At 58.0% G+C, this 17,286-nt stretch carries 17 protein-coding genes; 8 read left to right on the top strand and 9 right to left on the bottom strand.

From position 1 onward, the window contains the following. From KGP22_RS00195 to KGP22_RS00185, 3 genes are all read left to right on the top strand, one after another. Window positions 1-303: a PTS lactose/cellobiose transporter subunit IIA gene (locus KGP22_RS00195; protein ID WP_029741865.1), complete on the top strand. Its 303-nt coding sequence runs from the start codon at window positions 1-3 to the stop codon at window positions 301-303. A 138-nt stretch (window positions 304-441) separates the two neighbouring features. Further along, window positions 442-1,821, top strand: a complete 1,380-nt coding sequence (locus KGP22_RS00190) for a carbohydrate porin (RefSeq protein ID WP_111964264.1) — start codon at window positions 442-444, stop codon at window positions 1,819-1,821. A gap of 134 nt (window positions 1,822-1,955) precedes the next feature. Further along, the gene (locus KGP22_RS00185; RefSeq protein ID WP_136195864.1) at window positions 1,956-2,861 is read left to right on the top strand and encodes a DMT family transporter; all 906 of its coding nucleotides are present in this window, start codon (window positions 1,956-1,958) and stop codon (window positions 2,859-2,861) included. 47 nt (window positions 2,862-2,908) lie between these two features. Here the strand turns inward: KGP22_RS00185 and nepI are convergent, their stop codons facing one another. From nepI to ivbL, 9 genes are all read right to left on the bottom strand, one after another. Then, the gene (gene nepI, locus KGP22_RS00180; RefSeq protein ID WP_223580833.1) at window positions 2,909-4,099 is read right to left on the bottom strand and encodes a purine ribonucleoside efflux pump NepI; all 1,191 of its coding nucleotides are present in this window, start codon (window positions 4,097-4,099) and stop codon (window positions 2,909-2,911) included. 102 nt (window positions 4,100-4,201) lie between these two features. After that, window positions 4,202-4,654, bottom strand: a complete 453-nt coding sequence (locus KGP22_RS00175; RefSeq protein WP_213751760.1) for a DUF1198 domain-containing protein — start codon at window positions 4,652-4,654, stop codon at window positions 4,202-4,204. Window positions 4,655-4,829: 175 nt separating this feature from the next. Then, a complete protein-coding gene (gene uhpT, locus KGP22_RS00170; RefSeq protein ID WP_223580830.1) occupies window positions 4,830-6,221 on the bottom strand; it encodes a hexose-6-phosphate:phosphate antiporter in 1,392 nt (463 codons plus the stop codon). 140 nt (window positions 6,222-6,361) lie between these two features. Further along, complete coding sequence (locus KGP22_RS00165) at window positions 6,362-7,681, bottom strand: MFS transporter (protein WP_223580828.1); 1,320 nt, start codon at window positions 7,679-7,681, stop codon at window positions 6,362-6,364. Further along, window positions 7,674-9,179, bottom strand: a complete 1,506-nt coding sequence (gene uhpB, locus KGP22_RS00160) for a signal transduction histidine-protein kinase/phosphatase UhpB (RefSeq protein ID WP_223580826.1) — start codon at window positions 9,177-9,179, stop codon at window positions 7,674-7,676. The genes KGP22_RS00165 and uhpB overlap by 8 nt, the downstream gene beginning before the upstream one ends. Then, window positions 9,176-9,769, bottom strand: coding sequence for a transcriptional regulator UhpA (gene uhpA / locus KGP22_RS00155; protein ID WP_223580824.1), 594 nt, complete (start codon window positions 9,767-9,769; stop codon window positions 9,176-9,178). Before uhpA ends, uhpB begins: the two co-directional genes overlap by 4 nt. Window positions 9,770-9,845: 76 nt before the next feature. Further along, window positions 9,846-10,133 (bottom strand): acetolactate synthase small subunit, encoded by a 288-nt coding sequence (ilvN, locus tag KGP22_RS00150; RefSeq protein ID WP_008500144.1) that lies wholly within the window; start codon window positions 10,131-10,133, stop codon window positions 9,846-9,848. 3 nt (window positions 10,134-10,136) lie between these two features. Continuing rightward, window positions 10,137-11,825, bottom strand: a complete 1,689-nt coding sequence (gene ilvB, locus KGP22_RS00145) for an acetolactate synthase large subunit (protein WP_115876750.1) — start codon at window positions 11,823-11,825, stop codon at window positions 10,137-10,139. Window positions 11,826-11,931: 106 nt separating this feature from the next. Beyond that, window positions 11,932-12,030, bottom strand: coding sequence for an ilvB operon leader peptide IvbL (gene ivbL / locus KGP22_RS00140; protein ID WP_057979964.1), 99 nt, complete (start codon window positions 12,028-12,030; stop codon window positions 11,932-11,934). A 320-nt stretch (window positions 12,031-12,350) separates the two neighbouring features. Here ivbL and KGP22_RS00135 point away from each other — a divergent pair, with 320 nt between their 5' ends. From KGP22_RS00135 to KGP22_RS00115, 5 genes are all read left to right on the top strand, one after another. Then, entirely contained in the window at window positions 12,351-12,947 is a 597-nt protein-coding gene (locus KGP22_RS00135) for a DUF3304 domain-containing protein (RefSeq protein ID WP_223580822.1), read from the top strand. After that, window positions 12,935-15,343 (top strand): DUF2235 domain-containing protein, encoded by a 2,409-nt coding sequence (locus tag KGP22_RS00130; protein ID WP_223580820.1) that lies wholly within the window; start codon window positions 12,935-12,937, stop codon window positions 15,341-15,343. The genes KGP22_RS00135 and KGP22_RS00130 overlap by 13 nt, the downstream gene beginning before the upstream one ends. A gap of 402 nt (window positions 15,344-15,745) precedes the next feature. Next, complete coding sequence (gene tisB / locus KGP22_RS24260) at window positions 15,746-15,835, top strand: type I toxin-antitoxin system toxin TisB (RefSeq protein WP_008500146.1); 90 nt, start codon at window positions 15,746-15,748, stop codon at window positions 15,833-15,835. Window positions 15,836-15,899: 64 nt separating this feature from the next. Continuing rightward, entirely contained in the window at window positions 15,900-16,346 is a 447-nt protein-coding gene (locus KGP22_RS00120) for a GNAT family N-acetyltransferase (protein ID WP_021242692.1), read from the top strand. A gap of 62 nt (window positions 16,347-16,408) precedes the next feature. Then, window positions 16,409-17,242, top strand: a complete 834-nt coding sequence (locus KGP22_RS00115) for an EamA family transporter (RefSeq protein WP_223580818.1) — start codon at window positions 16,409-16,411, stop codon at window positions 17,240-17,242. Window positions 17,243-17,286 lie beyond the last annotated feature (44 nt).

Genomic DNA, 17,286 nt, shown 5'->3' with positions numbered 1-17,286 from the left:
ATGATCGCATTAGAAGAAGCCGTAATGGAAATTATCGTCAATGCCGGGCAGTCCCGCAGCCTGTGCTTTGAAGCCCTGCACGCCGCGCGTCAGGGAAACATTGACGAGGCCAAAAGCCTGCTGCGCGAAGCCGATGGCTACGCGCGCCAGGCGCACAAGATGCAGACCAAACTGATCGAGCAGGATGCGGGCGAAGGCCGTCAGCCGATGACGTTAATCATGGTTCACGCGCAGGATCACTTAATGAATTCCTTATTAGCACGTGAATTGTCCGAAGAAATTATTCATTTATATCAGAGATAGCCTATGTCGAAATAAATTAATGTAATACCTCTGTACCTAAAACTAGAAATCCACTTGTTCTGATGATAGCGACATATTCTGTCAGATCGGAGCGGGATGGTTATTGTCTGAATAAAATTAAACTATATTGAGATAACCATGAATACGATTAAAAAACTTCCATTAACCATGGCGGTTATCGCCGCGCTTTGCCCAATTTCCGTGCTCGCACAGGAATTCACGCAGGAACAAATCGACGCCATTGTGGCGAAAGCGGTGGATAAAGCCCTGGCTGAACGTCAGGCCAAAATGGATGCTGCCGTCGCGAAAAAAGCGGACGTGGTGACCGAGCCGCAAAGCGCAGCGCAATCTCCGGATATGGCGATTCCGTTTGGGGTTAAATTTACCGGCTACGCCCGATACGGCGCGCACTTCCAGGCCGCCGATCAGAAATACGTGGCGGTGGACGGTTCATACAACGGCGCGTCCGCCATTGGTCGTCTGGGCAACGAAGGCAACGGCGGGGAATTCCAGCTTTCCAAGGCCTTTAAAGGCGAAAACGGCGCCATCTGGGATATCAACGTGATGATCGACCACTGGGGCGACGAAGTTAACCTGAAAAAAGCCTACGCCGGGGTGACCAACATTATGGCCTCCAACCCGAACGCCTATTTCTGGGCCGGTCGTGACTTCCACCAGCGTCCGCAGCAGGGCATCAACGATTACTTCTGGATGAACCACGACGGCCAAGGCGCCGGGGTGAAGAACTTCGATATCGGCGGCGTGCAGTTTGACGTCGCCGCCGTGGCGGCGGTGGAATCCTGTAGCCCGGAAGTGATGGAAGATGAAGCCAACCCGTCGCGCATCACCTGTACCGGCGGGTCCGGCACGGGCGACAAAGGCAACTACGCCGCGACCTCAAAAATCCACGGCATGAAGCTCGGCCCGATCGACATGGAGCTTTACGCCAACTACGGCTTTGACTCCAAAGCGGTGGAGAGCGACGAACGTCTGAACGCGTGGCAGGGCGGCGTGGTGCTGAGCCACACCAACGACAGCGGCGTGAACAAGGTGATCGCCCGCTACTCCGATAATTCGGACAACAGCGTGTTCAATAAAACCGAAGACCTGACCACGGTCTACGCCAGTTTCGAAGGGCTGTACAAATTCACCCAGGCCACGCAGGTGGAGTACATCCTCGCCTTCCACGACTACGACAACAGCCGCGATAAGACCGATAACCGTAAGAACTACAACGCCATCGTGCGTCCGATGCACTGGTGGAACGACGTTCACTCCACCTGGCTGGAAGCAGGCTGGCAGCACGTTGACTACGACAACGGCGGCGACAACAAGGGCTGGAAGCTGACCCTGTCGCAGAACATGTCTATCGCCATGGGGCCAGAGTTCCGTCCGATGCTGCGCTTCTACGTGACCGGCGGCAAAGTGGATAACGCACGCACCGCGCGCGTGAACAACACCAAAGACGAAACGCTCGACGACTTCAACGTCGGCGCGATGTGGGAGGCGTGGTTCTAGTACAGCGCCGTTTGTTTCGCCCGGCGGCGCTGCGCTTGCACGGGCCTACAAGGTTTTGTAGGCCGGGTAAGCGTAGCGCCACCCGGAAAGATCCCATGTTATGCTAGAAAAAAACCAACATAACAGGGGAGAAAATGGGTTCTACACGTAAAGGGATGCTGAACGTCCTGATCGCCGCCGTTTTATGGGGCAGTTCCGGCGTTTGCGCGCAGTACATCATGGAGAAAAGCCACATTTCTTCGCCTTACCTGACCATGGTTCGCCTGCTGTTTACCGGCGTGATCCTGCTGACGCTCTCCTTCGTTCACGGCGACAAGATTTTCTCGGTCATCAAACATCGCAAAGACGCCCTCAGCCTGCTGTTTTTCTCGCTGGTCGGCGCGCTCACCGTGCAGCTCACCTTCCTGCTGACGATTGAAAAATCCAACGCCGCGACCGCTACCGTTCTGCAGTTTCTGTCACCAACGATTATCGTGGCGTGGTTCGCGCTGGCGCGGAAAAAGCGCCCTGGCGTGTTTGTTTTATCCGCGATTGTGACCTCGCTGGTCGGAACGTTCCTGCTGGTCACCCACGGCGACCCAACCTCGCTCTCCATCTCGCCTGCCGCACTGTTCTTCGGCATCGCCTCGGCGTTTGCCGCGGCGTTTTACACGACCTATCCGTCAACGCTGATTGCCCGCTATGGCACATTGCCGATTGTCGGCTGGAGTATGTTGATTGCCGGGTTAATGCTGACGCCGTTCTACGCCGGGCGCGGGACGACCTTCGTCATTGACGGCAGCCTGCTGCTGGCGTTTTTCTACCTGGTGGTGATCGGCACCGCGCTGACGTTCAGCCTGTATCTGAAAGGCGCGCAGACGATCGGCGGGCCGAAAGCGAGCATTCTGAGCTGCGCCGAGCCGCTGAGCAGCGCGCTGCTGTCGGTGGTGTTGCTGGGCGTGGCGTTCACCCTGCCGGACTGGCTGGGGACGCTGCTGATCGTGTCGTCGGTGGTGCTGATTTCGATGGATTCGCGTAGAAGGGTTAAGGCATCGGCGTAGCCTGATGCCCTCACCCCAACCCTCTCCCACGGGAGAGGGAAAAAACACTACTTCGCTTTAACCTTCCCTGCCACCAGCAGCGCCGTCAGCAGCATCAGCGTGCCGGAAATCACCAGCGGTGACGTCAGCCCCAGGTGGTCGAGCGCCACGCCGCCAATCGCCGCGCCGCAGGTGTTTGCCAGCTGGATCACCGCCACCTGAATCGACCCGGCTTTTTCAGCCTGATCGGCAAGCGAGCGGGTGATCCACGTCGACCAGCCCACCGGCACCAGCGCAAAGGCAAAGCCCCAGATAATCGCAATGGCAGACGCGACCCACTTATCGCTGCCCCACAGCACCAGCACCGCGGCGCTTGCAGCCAGCACCAGCGGCGCACCCGCCAGCGCCACTTTCAGGGAGCGCTTCAGGAACTGGGACGAAAGCGAGGTACCGACAAAGCTGGCGATACCGAAGCTCAGCAGCACCAGCGTCAGGCCGTCTACGTCAAAGCCCGCCATGGTCATAAACACCGGGCGGATATAGGTAAAGAAGGCAAACTGCCCGGCAAAGGACATAAAGATCGCGGTCATCCCCGCCAGCACGCCGGGACGCTTCAGCAGGCTAAACATGTTCTGTTTGTGGTGCGCCGCTTCGCCAGGCAGGGACGGCAGCGCCTTCCACACCCAGATAACGCAAAGCACGCCCATAACCGCCGCCGCATTAAAGACGTTACGCCAGCCGATAATCCCGCCCAGGAAGCTGCCCAGCGGCGCGGCAATCACCAGCGCGATGGAGACCGCGCCAAATATGACGGACAGCGCTTTCGGCACGGTGCGCGCAGGCACCAGGCGCATGGTGAGCGAGGCGGACATCGCCCAGAAGCCGCCGAGCCCCAGTCCCAGACAGGCGCGCCCCAGCAGCAGCAGGGTAAAGCTTTCCGCGAAGGAGACCAGCAGGCAGGAGAGCGTCAGCAGCACGCTGAACAGAATGACCACTTTGCGGCGGTCGATGGTGCCAATCACCTGGGTGATAAACAGGCTGGCAAACATCGCCACAAACGCGGTGACGGTAACGGACTGCCCCGCCACGCCTTCGGAAATGCCCAGGTCCTGCGCCATCGGCGTCAGCAGGCTCACCGGCAGAAACTCAACGGTAATCAGGCAGGCGACGCAGAACGCCACGGAGAAAACCGCCGACCAGTTGGGGCGTGAAACCTCTTTGGTCTGCGGTCTGGTCGTGGGCTGGATATGTTCTGTCATGGCATCACCTGAAGATAAAAACGTGCGGAAAAGTCGCGCAGTTTATCATCAAAAGTGTGACGGATTTAACGTTTAGACAACTTTTGTGGTTTTTAGAGGGGATCAGTGCAGATAAAACACACCCTCTTCCGGCAGAAAGAGCTGGTTGTAGCGTAGCTGGAAGGCGTTCAGCTCCTGCGGATCGGGCTCCATCTCCCGCATGAAGCCAAGCGCCAGACGAATTTGCGCATCGGTAATGGGTGCGGCAAGGCGGGCTTTTCGCAGCATGCGGTGCCAGGCGTGCAGGTTCTCCTCGCTGCCGTCGACAATGCAGACCTGCCAGATCAGCAGCACCTGCGCGGCGTTTTGCAGATGCGCTTCGTCCGGGCGCTCAAGGTAGCGGATAAACTCATTGCCCGGCATTTTGCCGAACTGATCGATCATCGACTCAACCGGCATCGGGGTGATGCCCAGACGCTCGCTTAAACGTTTGATGGCGCGGCGGGAGTCTGAGGTCAGGACGCGAAATCCCACCACAAACACCACGGCAAGCGTTGCCAGCATTATCCAGACCATGCGTTCTCCTTTGACTAGCCGCTCATCATAGCGGGAAACGCACGGCGTCAACAGCGGGCAGAACCAGAATAGTGCACTGAAAAGACGTTGCGGGACGGGGGATAAGGTATTAATGCCGTCGGCGGAAATAAAAAAGCCCGGCATCACACACCGGGCAAAGACGTTACCTGCACACTCAGGCTGTTTTTAATTTCTGCGCACGATTCTCACGGCGAATTTTACGTTCCTCCAGTACCGCGACCATCGCCATCAGGACGATACAGCCGATCGCTGCCGCATCCAGCGCCGCGAAGGTGCCCGCCCAGCCGGTGAGGCCGAAAATTGGCGTACCGTCAGCGATCATCCCCAGATCCAGCTTGGCGAAGCTGTCGCCAATCAGATAGGCGAAGGTGCCTTTAATCCCATCGGCAGCGCCGATCGCTTTTTTCGGTACGAAGCCCACTGCCGCCACGCCGATCAGCAGCTGCGGACCAAACACCAGGAAGCCAAGCGCGAACAGGGATGCGAGGTAAACGTACTGGTTGCTGGCATGCTGGTAGACGCCAAGTGTGGCGATAATCAGCGCCAGCGCGACGCAGGCCACCAGCGCACGACGGCCGTTGGCGAGGTCAGAGAGCCAGCCCCACAGCAGGGTGCCGACAAGCGCGCCCACTTCGAACAGGGTGAAGCCCTGAATCGCCACCTCTTTAGAGAGCTTAAGCTCCTGGAAGGCGTACACGGTGGACCACTGGTCGATGCCGATACGCACCACGTAGAGGAAGATGTTTGAGAAGCACAGCAGCCAGATCACTTTGTTTTTCAGCACGTACTCAACAAATATCTGCCATTTGGACATCTCGTTCTCTTCGGTCTCTTTGTCCTCTTCGCTGATCTCTTCCCCGAACAGCTCTTCGGCTTTGCCGAGGCCGTACGATTCCGGGGAGTCGCTGCCGTAGCGCAGGCCGATAAAGCCGACAATCAGGGCGATAATCGACGGGAAGATAAACATGCCGATCACGTGGCCGTCGAACAGGTAGTTTGCGCCAAACAGCGCCACGCCTGCCGCACCCGCTCCGCCGAGGTTGTGGGAGATGTTCCACATGCCGAGGTACGAACCACGCTTGCGGCGCGGGGTCCACTTGGTGATGGTGGAGTAGCTGCACGACCCGCCGGTACTCTGGAAGAAGCCGCTCAGGGCGTAGAAGGCGATCATCAGGAACAGGCTGACAGACCCTGCGCCCATGCTGGCGCTGAAGCCGAGCATACAGATGGCGGAGAGGATCAGCATAAACGGCAGGAACTGCTTGGTGTTTTTGCCGTCCGCGTAGTAGGACACAACCGTTTTTCCCACGCCGTAGGTGATGGAGAAGCCCAGGCCAATCATCCCCAGCTGCGTCATGCTCAACCCGTAGGTGGAGATCATGTCGTTCTGCGCGATGTTAAAGTTTTTGCGGATCAGGTACATGGTCAGGTAGCCGATAAAGACCACCAGATAGGACTGCATGAACGGTTTGAACCACATTTTGCGCCGCACGTCGAGCGGCAGATCCAGGGTCGGCTTGCGCACCTGGTTGAGGAAGGCCAGCATGGTTTGCTCCTGAGCTGATTTTTACCTGCGAATGGCAGGCATTGTAAAAATCAGCCAGGAGAGATGCCTGAGACAGCGTCCAGGTAAAACCGGGAAAATTTCTTAGTTTTACGCCACTCGGGCCAGAAAGGTGAGGCGCATCACGCTTCACCCATCTCGCGCGGGGCCTGCGCGTGCAGGAAAGGCAGCAGCAGCAGGGCGGAAATTCCCGCCGCGATGGCGATCACCGCGAAGAAACCGCTCCAGTGCCAGATATCGATCACCCGCGCCAGCGGCCAGCCGGAGAGCGATGCGCCAAGGTAGGCAAACAGCCCGACAAAGCCCGTCGCCGCGCCTGCCGCCTCTTTGTGGGAACACTCCGCCGCTGCCATGCCGATGAGCATCTGCGGGCCAAAGACGAAGAAGCCGGTGGTAAAAAAGCACGCCGCCTGCATCACGTAGCTGGCGAACGGCATCAGCCACAGCGAGCCGACGGAGAGCAAAATCCCGGCGGCAAAAATCAGGTTCATCGGGCCGCGGTTGCCGTTGAACAGCTTATCCGAACCCCAGCCCGCTACCAGCGCGCCGATAAACCCGCCCAGTTCGAACATCGTCACCGCCGAGTTAGCGGTGACCAGGTCCACGCCGAGCGTCTCGGACATGTACAGATTGCCCCAGTCGTTGATAGCCGCGCGCACCACGTAGACCAGCACGTAGCAGAGCGACAGCAGCCAGATGTACGGGTTTTTCAGCACGTATTTGGTGAGGATCTCCTTACGGGTCAGCCCCGCCCCCTCCTGCTGCTGGGCAATCTCCATTTCGTCGTGCCGCCAGTCGCCCACCGCAGGCAGGCCAACGGTTTGCGGCCTGTCGCGCAGGCGCCAGCAGAGGAACAGCCCGGCGAGAATGGCGAGGCCACCGGCAATCATCATCCCCGCGCGCCAGCCGTAGTGCAGCGCCGCGGCGCCGACCACCATCGGGATCAGCGCCCCGCCGACGTTATGCGCGGTGTTCCAGACGGCCCACCAGCCGCCGCGCTCGTTGCGCGAGTACCACGCCGTGAGCAGGCGGGCGCAGACCGGCGCGCCCCAGCCCTGGAAAAAGGCGTTCAGCGCCCACAGCAGGGCGAAGGCCCAAAGCGAGGTGGAGAAACCAAACAGGATGTTCACCACCCCGGTCGCGATCAGCCCAACGCCCATGAAATAGCGGGCGTTAGAGCGGTCGCTAACAATACCGGAGAAGAACTTCGACAGGCCGTAGGTGATGTAAAACAGCGTTGCCAGCAGGCCGATATCGGTGCGCGTCATCACGCCGCTGGCGAGGATCTCCGGCGCGGCGGCGTTGAAGCTTTTGCGAGTGAAGTAGAACAGCGCGTAGCCGAGCCAGATGGTAATCAGAATATGACGTCGCCAGTAGCGGTAGCGGGCGTCAATTTCCGCTTTGTTGCTTAATGGGGCTGCGCTGGCTGGGGGTTTAAACATGATGCGTCCTTAACGGCAAACTGACGCTGACGCGCGTCCCGTGGGTACAGGAAAGGTTCAGCGTGCCGCCCAGCGCCTTGACGCGCTCGCGCATGCCCGCCAGGCCAAAGCCCTGCTGGCCGGAGCCCGGCGGCAGGCCGCAGCCGTCGTCTTCAATCACCAGCATCAGGCGCTCGTCCTGCTGCCAGCCCTGTATCGTGACCGCGCTGGCACTGGCGTGTTTGACGATATTGTTCAGCCCCTCCTGACAGACGCGGAACAGGGTTACGCGCTGGCCTTCGCTCAGCGCAGATTCGTTAATTCGCCAGTTGAGATGGCTGACAATGCCGCGGCTTTCCAGCTCCATCTCGCGCATCAGGGAGCGCACCGCCTGCTCCAGCGACAGGTCGTCAAGCTGGCGCGGGCGCAGCCTGCCGAGCAGGCGTCGCACCGAGTCATATACGCCAAGTGAAAGCTGCTCGATATGCGCCCCGCCCTGCTTCACGCCCGCATTTTCCGCCGCAAGACGCTGGACAATGCCCGCCTGGGTGCGGATGGCGGTGATCGTCTGGCCGATATCATCGTGCAGCTCGCGGGCCACCTCCTGCCGCACGCTCTCTTCCGTCTCCAGCAGGCGTTCAGCCAGACGGCGATTGCGCGCCAGCTCGGTCTGCAGGGACTGGTTCAGCTCGCGCAGGCGCTGAATGCCCGCGCCGAGCAGCAGCCCGGTCAGGCTCTGGGCCAGCAGCGAGAGCAGCAAATCCACCGGATGGTCGTGCCAGGTCTGGCTGGCGATCAGCGCGATGGCGTTCATCAGGGTGGCGATCAGCGCCCCCTGCCAGCCATAGTGCCAGGCCAGAGCAATAATCGGCAGCGCAAGGCAAAACGGCGTGAAGCGTGAAAGCTCGGCGGGCAAACCCAGCTGAAGCCAGAGGCTTACCACGAACAGCAGCAGATACCAGATGAGATGCCGGGCGCGCCAGTTCACCGGTTGGGAAACCAGCCCCGGGCCGAGCGGCTGCCAGACGGTGCTGGTGAGGTAGTGCCAAATCACGAGGCAGGTGGGTGCCAGCGTCAGGCCACCGGTGAGGGTCAGCAGCAGGGCGTTGAGCATCTCTTTCTCGCCAATCCACGGCAGGGATTGTAACAACGCGGCGGCAATCAGCGCCGCCCCCTGCCGCAGCAGGGTGCGCCAGTCGCGCTGGTGACGATAGCGGGAAATGAGGGCAACAGGGAGAAGCGTGAGCAGGCTTCCGGTCATCAATAAGGGAAGATGCGCGAGGGCAACCTCCTGAGCCAGCCAGACCAGCATCAGCCACTCTGCCCCGAGCAAAACGGGCCAGTAGCCGCGCGGGCATTGCAGCATCAGCCCCAGACGCAGGCCGAATGGAAACAGCAGCACCGCCAGCTCCGGGCGCTCCACCAGATGCAGACTAATGCTCCACAGGCAGAACCACGCGGCGGAGAAGATAAAAAAGCTGGCGACGACGGCGATCAGCCGTGAAAAAGCGGAACTCATTGCCAGCTGTCGAACATGCGGCGCGCCAGCTCGACGTCGTTGCTGACGTTGAGTTTTTCCATCAGGTTGGCGCGATGGACATGCACGGTTTTTGGCGACAAATCCAGCTCAGCCGCAATCTCTTTCACCGACATCCCCTGCGCGAGCTTCTCAGCCACCTGACGCTCGCGTCTGGTGAGCGGATCCTGCCTGCCGGCCGCCAGCTTGATGGCGATATCCGGCGTCAGGTAGCAGCCGCCGGTGGAGACGGTGCGCACGGCGGCAATCAGCTCGTCCGTGCTACAGCGTTTGGAAAGGAAGCCGCGCGCCCCCGCGTTAAGCGCCTGCTCGACCAGCGCCGGGCTATCGTGAACCGACAGCATGATCGTCGCCATCCCTTTCGGCAGCTGGCTTAACAGCTCCAGCCCGGAGAGATCCGGCATCGAGATATCGCAGATACAGACCTGCACCCCACGACCCGGCAGGCCCGCCAGCGCCTCGCGACCAGAGCCAAACTCGGCCACCACCTGAAAATCCGGTTCGAGGTTCAGAAGCTGGGCAAATCCGGAGCGGACGATAAGGTGGTCGTCGATAAGGGCGATGGTGGTCATGGCGCGTTCCTGGCGGGCGGATAAAAAACGCGCCTACCTTAACGATAAGCGCGCGGGTGTTCAAGCAATGAGCGATCTATTCGAAAAACACCGCAATTTTGTTAAACATGGTGGGATCGGACTGGTTGCGCGCCACGTTGGTGACGTCCTCCAGCTTGTCAATCTGCGCCATCATCTGCTCCAGACGCTGGTCATCGTTCACCAGGAGCCAGATGCGGCTGTGCTCGCTGCCCTGAATCGGCAGACAGAGAATGCCTTCCACGTTAAACGCGCGGCGGGCAAACAGCCCGCAGACGTGAGTCATGACGCCGGGATGGTTGCGGACGGTGAGTTCCAGAATGACGTTATCATGTTGTTTCTGCATGGCTTATTCTCCCACCATCTCAGTATTTGCCGCACCCGGCGGCACCATCGGATACACTTTTTGTTCAGGGTCGATACGGACGTGGATCAGCGCCGGGCCCGGACGAGAAATCGCCGCCTGCAGCGCCGCGTGGGCATCCTCTTCCGCGTTCAGATCGCAGGTGTGCAGGCCAAAGCCGGCAGCAATCTGCATAAAGTTAATCATCCCCGGATAGGTCGCCGCAAACACGCCCTGCTTGTAGAACAGGCTCTGCTGCTGGTGGACCAGGCCAAGCGCCTCGTTGTTCATCAGGATGATTTTCACGTCTAACTGGTTTTCGGCCGCGGTCGCCATTTCCTGAATGTTCATCATCAGGCTGCCGTCACCGGAGAAGCAGATGACCTTGCGGTCCGGGTTGGCGAGTGCTGCACCGACCGCCGCAGGCAGGCCGAAGCCCATGGTTCCCAGACCGCCGGAGGTCAGCCACTGGCGCGGACGGTTCAGCGGATAGGCCTGGGCGGTCCACATCTGATGCTGGCCGACGTCGGTGGTGATAATCGCGCTGTCGTCCACGCAGGCGGCCACGGCGTTGATCAGTCCGTAGTGGCTCAGCGGATCGCCTTCGGTTGGGATAGCGCCCGGGAACTCACGCTGCAGATCGGCCACCAGCTGACGCCAGTCGGCGCGATCGGTCGCATCCGTTTGCGGGATCAGCTGCGTCAGTACTTCCGCCACATCCCCCTGAATCGCCACGTGCGGCTGTTTGATTTTACCCAGCTCGGCGCGATCGATATCCACGTGAATGATTTTCGCATTCGGGCAGAACTGCTCGGTTTTGCCAATCGCCCGATCATCAAAACGCGCGCCCATAACAATCAATAAATCCGCCTCCTGCAGGATGTAGTTGGTGCTGCGTGCGCCGTGCATCCCCAGCATGCCCAGGGACAGCGGGTGCGCTTTTGGCAGCATGCCGAGCGCCATCAGGGTCATGGTAGTCGGCAGGTTGGCTTTTTCTGCAAACTCGCGGATTTCATCTGCGGCGTTAATCGCCCCGCCACCCAGATAGAGCACCGGGCGTTTGGCGGCGTTAATCATGGCGGCAGCGTCGCGCACGCTCTCAGCGCTGAATTCCGGCGCGGGGGCTCGCTCGCCCGGCTCCGGCAGAACGTCGATCTCGATCTCTGCGGTCTGGACATCCTTAGGAATGTCTATCCACACCGGGCCCGGACGGCCGGACTGCGCAATGCGGAACGCATCGCTGATAACCTGAGGAAGCTCGCTGATATCGCGAACTAAATAGTTATGTTTGGTGATGGGGATAGAGATGCCGTAGGTATCCACTTCCTGGAACGCATCGGTGCCGATCATCGAGGACGGCACCTGGCCGGTGATGCAGATCAGCGGAATGGAGTCGAGGCGCGCGTCGGCGATGGCGGTCACCAGGTTGGTTGCGCCCGGCCCGCTGCAGGCCATACAGACCGCCGGTTTACCCTGGGTACGCGCCATGCCCTGAGCGATAAAGCCTGCCCCCTGCTCGTGGCGCGCCAGCACGTGGCGGATCTGCGTGCTTTGGCTTAACGCATCGTACAGCGGCAGCACCGTGCCGCCAGGGATGCCCGCAACCGTGGTGATGCCCTGTCGCTCCAGCAGATGAACGATCAGCTGCGCGCCGGTAAAACGCGTCTTGGTGGATGTTGTGCCCGAACTTGCCATGCTCCAGTCCTTTTCTTCTGGGCCGACTTTCCGGGGAGGGTCCTAAACGAAAAACCCCGCCCGGTTTGCGCCGGCGGGGTTTTGGATTCGTGTGTTGATCCAGTCCCTACGGCGCATTGCCGACGACCACCACCACACGCACGACGACCACTGCGGCTGGTTGCGCAGTTTTTAGTAGGGTCGAAGTGAAGATGGATGAAGTCATTGGGGACCTGTGTTTGGATTCATTGATCGAATTTATACAAACACAGGTTTTCGGGCGTGACAATGGAAAAATTTTCATCTGCGCAAAAATGCGTCAGGGATCACGTTTCGTTTGTTGGGTTTGCTCTCCGTTTTCACCTCTCAAATTTGCCCTAAACGCTATTAGGTTCAGTCACATATTAATTTCTTATGAAAATCTGAAAATAGCGGCTCGAGGGTATTGTCGCAGGCTTTATGTGGTTATGATTTTTCGAACCTAAGAACAACTACAAAAATACTAGAGCGTGCCGAGGGATACAGGCAGGTGTTAAGGAAGACAACATGAATAAGTTTAACACAATGCTTTTCGCGGCTTTGCTTTTACTGGCGGGATGCGACCAGCCCGTAAAAACGGAACCAGCCCCGCCCGGCGGGGGCGGAACCATTGAAGCCATTAACCACACCAGCTGGGCCATCAACCGCTTCAGCGTTAACGGGCAGTCCGGCCTCGATATTATCGGCCCGTATTCGGGTGGAGGTGGAGGATGCTGCTTTGGCGTGAGCGGGCCGTGGACGCCCGGAATGACGGTGCAGGTTGACTGGGAAACGGGCGTCGCGTTTGCCAGCGATGTGCCTGAGATCCCGCAGCCTGATGAACCAGATACCACCGGGATGAACCGGGATGAGCGTTACAAGGCATGGCAGGAATATGCAGATAAACGCCGTGGGTGGCGAGCAATAATCAAAGGGTTGAATAAAAAACATACTCAAAGCGTTCCGGTCCCCGATTACACCGGCCAGAAAACCTGCGGTATTACCGTTCACTTCCTGCCCTGTGACCAGGTGAAGGTCACCACCAGCTGTGCCGACTACGGCAGCCCTGATTATCCCGTCAAAGACCCCGTGCATATGGAGAAGCCCAAAGTATGTCCAAACTGAACCCTGATAATGTCTGGTACCCTCCTGAGTTTCCGGAAAGAGGTAGATTACCTAGTACTAGATCTCACTTTGGGCAAAACTGCAGGGAACAAGGCAGTCTGGAAACGCAATACCATAACCAGCTTTGCACGGCTGCCAACCGACGCGTCTTGCCTCCCTGCTGTAAAACGCTCCATATCAGCCTTTTCTTTGACGGTACGGGCAACAACCTGAATCATGACCTCTATGAATCGACCCCGCTTCATCCGACCAATATCGCTCGCCTGTTCCGTTCCACCATAGGACAAGGCTATGCAGGGGGAACCGGCGCGCATAACGCAGAGCTGGTCGATCAGGAAGGCGTCGCGCACAACCAGTATTACAAATACTATATTCCCGGCGTGGGGACGCCTTTTCCGGAGGTGCTGGATCTCGACTTCAGTGATGCAGGCCTGAAATACGCAGCTTACGGCGAGGAGCGCATCAACTGGGGTCTGCTTCGGCTGGTAGACGCTCTGCGACGTACGCTTGGGCTTGGCAAGCTGAGCGATGAAGAAAACTGGCACTCCATTCAGGCTATGGCCACCAACTACTCACACTCCAACGTTCACGGAGAATACCTCCGCCACAGAGAGCTTTTCCGGCTGTTAAACGGGTTGGGTAAAACGCTGGAGACCGCGTTAACGCAGCCAACGCCAGGCACCTCTAAGCTGCTGGGAATCAAGCTCTATGTTTACGGTTTCTCGCGCGGAGCGGCCTCGGCCCGGGCCTTTGTTAACTGGCTTAACGCCCTGCTTTCGCCTTCCCGAGCAGGGGCCTTACAACCTTTTTACCTGGCGACAAAACAGGGTGAAATTCCGATTAGCATTGAATTTTTAGGTTTGCTGGATACGGTCTCTTCCGTAGGGATTGCCCATATTGCCCCGGTAGCGGAAGGTCATATGGGCTGGGCCGACGGAACGATGGAATTGCCGGACAATGCGCTGATTAAGCGCTGCGTGCATCTGGTTTCGGCTCACGATCAGCGGTTGTGCTTCCCACTCGATTCAATCTGTCGTGCTGACGGGCGATATCCTGAATATGCCGTAGAGGTGGTTTATCCTGGCATGCACTCTGATATTGGGGGCGGGTACCCACCAGGCGATCAGGGGAAAGCAAATGCTAATGTCGATGATTTCTTATTATCACAGCTTTGTTTAAACGACATATACGCAGCAGCCTTTACTTCAGGTGCCCCATTAAAAGTCCAAAAAGAGTCGCTCCCTGAAGATTTACAAAAAGATTCATGGAGAATTATGCCAGAAGCCCTGGTTGACGAATTTAGTACTGACCCCTTACTAATCCAACGCTTCAACGCCTGGCGCCAGCTCACTCTTGATTTACCTCCTTCCGAAAGTGGCGTTCCCGATGAACAGGCAACCCTCTACTCCCCCGTTCGCGCTCGAGTCAATATCATCGAAGCGCTTGAAAACCAAATCGGCTGGATAACCGCCTGGCGCATCAATCGCTACGCCCAGGAAACATTCCGGAGCCAGCGCTTTTATCACGACGCCGCAGCCAATAATCAAAATCAGGATAACGATCCTGGTAAAAGGGCGGAACGGGAAAGAGAACGCGAAAAATTACAAAAAGGTGCAGAAAGAGAGCGAATTAAACAGCCCGGTAGCCACCCGCAGGGTCAGTTTGTGATGCTTAAGACAGGCCCTAAAGACTTTGATGCCTTGCTCGGACAAACACAGCTTTTACAGGCCGCATTCGAGTTCAAAGAGGACTATCAGGACGTTTCTCGTACTCAGGCAAAAAGCACAACCTACGCCGTACTCGATTACTTCAAAGGTTTTGTTTTTGCCTTTAACCAGGATGACATTCCTGTTGAGTTTAAAAAGATCAAAGAGGCAGGGAAACAACACCTGGAAACACTGTTTCCACCACAAGGGGAACAGAGCAATGCCAATGAACCCTCAGGACTAACAAGAGCGCTTTTTGATGATCAAATCCATGATTCCCGCGCCTGGTTTATGCACAGCGCGTTGGGCTCGCGCGAACCCTGGGGCAGTTATTTTATCTACCGTATGATCTATTTCGGCGAAGCGACGAGTAAACAGGTTAAGCCACTCTCCATGCTGGGCTATGTTGCGGGTCTGGGTTACCCCATCTCAACGCACGAGGTCCAGTTTCTTATTCAATTGCAAAATATCGGGCAGGGGCCATCTGCCCCCGTCGAACAACACATTTCTGTCTTTGATGCCAGCACGGGATATCCGCTGGGGGTACTGCAGGATAAAACCCGGCAAATACCCTGCGTTCACTACCCTGCCGCAGCCCTGGCAGAGTGTCAAAAAACGGAGGAAATGGCCTTTGAACAAAAGAGAGCCGCAATACGGTCTTACGTTGAAAATATGAATTATTCAGACTGACAGAAAACAAAAAACCCCGCCTAAGCGAGGTTTTTATCAGGGTTTTGCGGTTGGTCGCCGCAGAACACACTGTGTTACGTCAACGCAAAAAAGTATACGCGATCGAAGATGGACGCGCAATTCCGGCACGGATTTTGACGTTTTTGAGTATGGATCGCCTTCCAGATTTTGTCCAAAAAATACTGTTCATGCATACAGTATTTATCTATACTGAGGGTGTTCGCAGTGAGCGAGGGGGCCGCAGATCTACCGGCGCAACGAAGTCCTGGCTGAAACGGGTGGTGCCGTCAGTGCCTTAACCCTCTGAAGTGAGCACACTGTGTTACGTCAATCCAGGTGCTGGCAACAGGCGGCGGAAAGGTACGCCAGCATCGTGCTCCTTTTAACCAAAAGGAGACGCGTATGAGCGTAGTGGATATGGTGATACTTATCCTCAAACTCATTGTTGCTGTACTGCAACTGCTTGATGCTGTCCTGAAATTCGTTCGGTAATTCAGGTTCAAGTCGCACCTGAGAGGGGCGGGCAACCGCCCCTCTTTAATAACGAGGGAATGCTATGTCGCGTCTGTTAATTGAGCCTGTCACGCCAGACGAGCCGGGTTATATCGCCCTGAAGGCGGAAAGTATTGCACTGAATTTCAATATGCTGCGCAGGCTCGAAGAGAGCTGGCAGCGGGGTGAGAACCGCTTTAACGCGCCGGGCGAAAAGCTGTTAGGCGCGTTTCTCAACGGCAAGCTGGTCGGCGTGTGCGGTCTGAATCGCGATCCGTTCAGCCAGCAGCCGCGCGCCGGACGTATTCGCCATCTCTACGTCAGCGAAAAGTGCCGCGGGCTGGGAATTGGCAAGCAGCTTTTGACCGTGGTGATGGCCGATGCCAGCATCTGGTTTGATTTCCTCAATACCCATGCGCCGGACGCTGCCTACGGGTTTTATCGCCAGGCAGGATTTACGCTGGTCTCGGACGAACCGCGGGTAACGCATCGCCTTTTTTGTGCGGTGTAACCGGCTGGCGGCATCAGGATGTGAATGTTACAGTTGAGTGACAATTCATCACCCGATACGCCATGACCATCACCGTATTCTGCATTTTGCTCTTCGCCGCGCTGCTGCATGCCAGCTGGAACGCCATCGTTAAAGCCGGAACGGACAAGCTCTATTCCGCAATAAGCGTCAGCGGATCCGCCACGGTTATCGCTCTGGTCTTACTGCCGTTTTCTCCACAGCCCTCTGCTGCAAGCTGGCCGTTTTTGTTAGTCTCCTGCGCCTTACAGGTGGTGTACACCGTGCTGGTCGCGAAGACCTATCAGGTTTCCGATATGAGCCAGACCTATCCGCTGATGCGCGGCACCGCCCCGCTGCTGGTGGCGCTGATCAGCGTGCTGGCGCTTGGCGATCGTCTCTCCTGGCTCGCCTGGTCCGGCATCGGGGTAATTTGCCTGTCGATTCTGGCGATGGCGATGAACGGGCGCATGCAGTCACGCAAAGGGATCTGGCTGGCGCTGCTGAATGCCTGCTTTATTGCCGGGTATACGCTTGTGGACGGCACCGGCGTGCGGCTGTCGGACACCGCGCTGGGCTATACGCTATGGACCTTCTTTATGAACGGCTTCTGCCTGCTCGGCTGGGCGATGGTGGCGCGCCGGCGCGAGGCGTCCGGCTACCTGCGCCTGCACTGGAAAAAGGGGCTGCTCGGCGGGGTTGGCACCATGGGCTCTTACGGTCTGGCGCTGTGGGCAATGACGCAGGCGCCGCTGGCGGTAGTCGCGGCGCTGCGTGAAACCTCCATACTCTTTGGCGCGCTAATCGCGTTTATCCTTTTAAAAGAGAAGGTTGCGGGCCTGCGCATCGCGGCGGCGCTGGGTATCGCTGGCGGCGCCATTCTGCTGCGCCTGGCGTAAATCACTGGCAACATTAGTTGCCGTTATTGTTTACAAATCCTGCC

The sequence above is a fragment of the Enterobacter sp. JBIWA005 genome, from assembly GCF_019968805.1.
GTDB lineage: Bacteria > Pseudomonadota > Gammaproteobacteria > Enterobacterales > Enterobacteriaceae > Enterobacter > Enterobacter vonholyi.
This window is presented reverse-complemented; position numbering and strand designations above follow the sequence as displayed.

Coding starts and splice junctions, on each gene's coding strand:
- KGP22_RS00175 (WP_213751760.1), bottom strand. CDS start 4,654: ATGGTCTGGATAATGCTGGCAACGCTTGCCGTGGTGTTTGTGGTGGGA.
- KGP22_RS00165 (WP_223580828.1), bottom strand. CDS start 7,681: ATGTTTAAACCCCCAGCCAGCGCAGCCCCATTAAGCAACAAAGCGGAA.
- KGP22_RS00185 (WP_136195864.1), top strand. CDS start 1,956: ATGGGTTCTACACGTAAAGGGATGCTGAACGTCCTGATCGCCGCCGTT.
- ilvB (WP_115876750.1), bottom strand. CDS start 11,825: ATGGCAAGTTCGGGCACAACATCCACCAAGACGCGTTTTACCGGCGCG.
- KGP22_RS00120 (WP_021242692.1), top strand. CDS start 15,900: ATGTCGCGTCTGTTAATTGAGCCTGTCACGCCAGACGAGCCGGGTTAT.
- KGP22_RS00130 (WP_223580820.1), top strand. CDS start 12,935: ATGTCCAAACTGAACCCTGATAATGTCTGGTACCCTCCTGAGTTTCCG.
- ilvN (WP_008500144.1), bottom strand. CDS start 10,133: ATGCAGAAACAACATGATAACGTCATTCTGGAACTCACCGTCCGCAAC.
- uhpB (WP_223580826.1), bottom strand. CDS start 9,179: ATGAGTTCCGCTTTTTCACGGCTGATCGCCGTCGTCGCCAGCTTTTTT.
- uhpT (WP_223580830.1), bottom strand. CDS start 6,221: ATGCTGGCCTTCCTCAACCAGGTGCGCAAGCCGACCCTGGATCTGCCG.
- tisB (WP_008500146.1), top strand. CDS start 15,746: ATGAGCGTAGTGGATATGGTGATACTTATCCTCAAACTCATTGTTGCT.
- KGP22_RS00190 (WP_111964264.1), top strand. CDS start 442: ATGAATACGATTAAAAAACTTCCATTAACCATGGCGGTTATCGCCGCG.
- KGP22_RS00195 (WP_029741865.1), top strand. CDS start 1: ATGATCGCATTAGAAGAAGCCGTAATGGAAATTATCGTCAATGCCGGG.
- uhpA (WP_223580824.1), bottom strand. CDS start 9,769: ATGACCACCATCGCCCTTATCGACGACCACCTTATCGTCCGCTCCGGA.
- KGP22_RS00115 (WP_223580818.1), top strand. CDS start 16,409: ATGACCATCACCGTATTCTGCATTTTGCTCTTCGCCGCGCTGCTGCAT.
- KGP22_RS00135 (WP_223580822.1), top strand. CDS start 12,351: ATGAATAAGTTTAACACAATGCTTTTCGCGGCTTTGCTTTTACTGGCG.
- ivbL (WP_057979964.1), bottom strand. CDS start 12,030: ATGACTTCATCCATCTTCACTTCGACCCTACTAAAAACTGCGCAACCA.
- nepI (WP_223580833.1), bottom strand. CDS start 4,099: ATGACAGAACATATCCAGCCCACGACCAGACCGCAGACCAAAGAGGTT.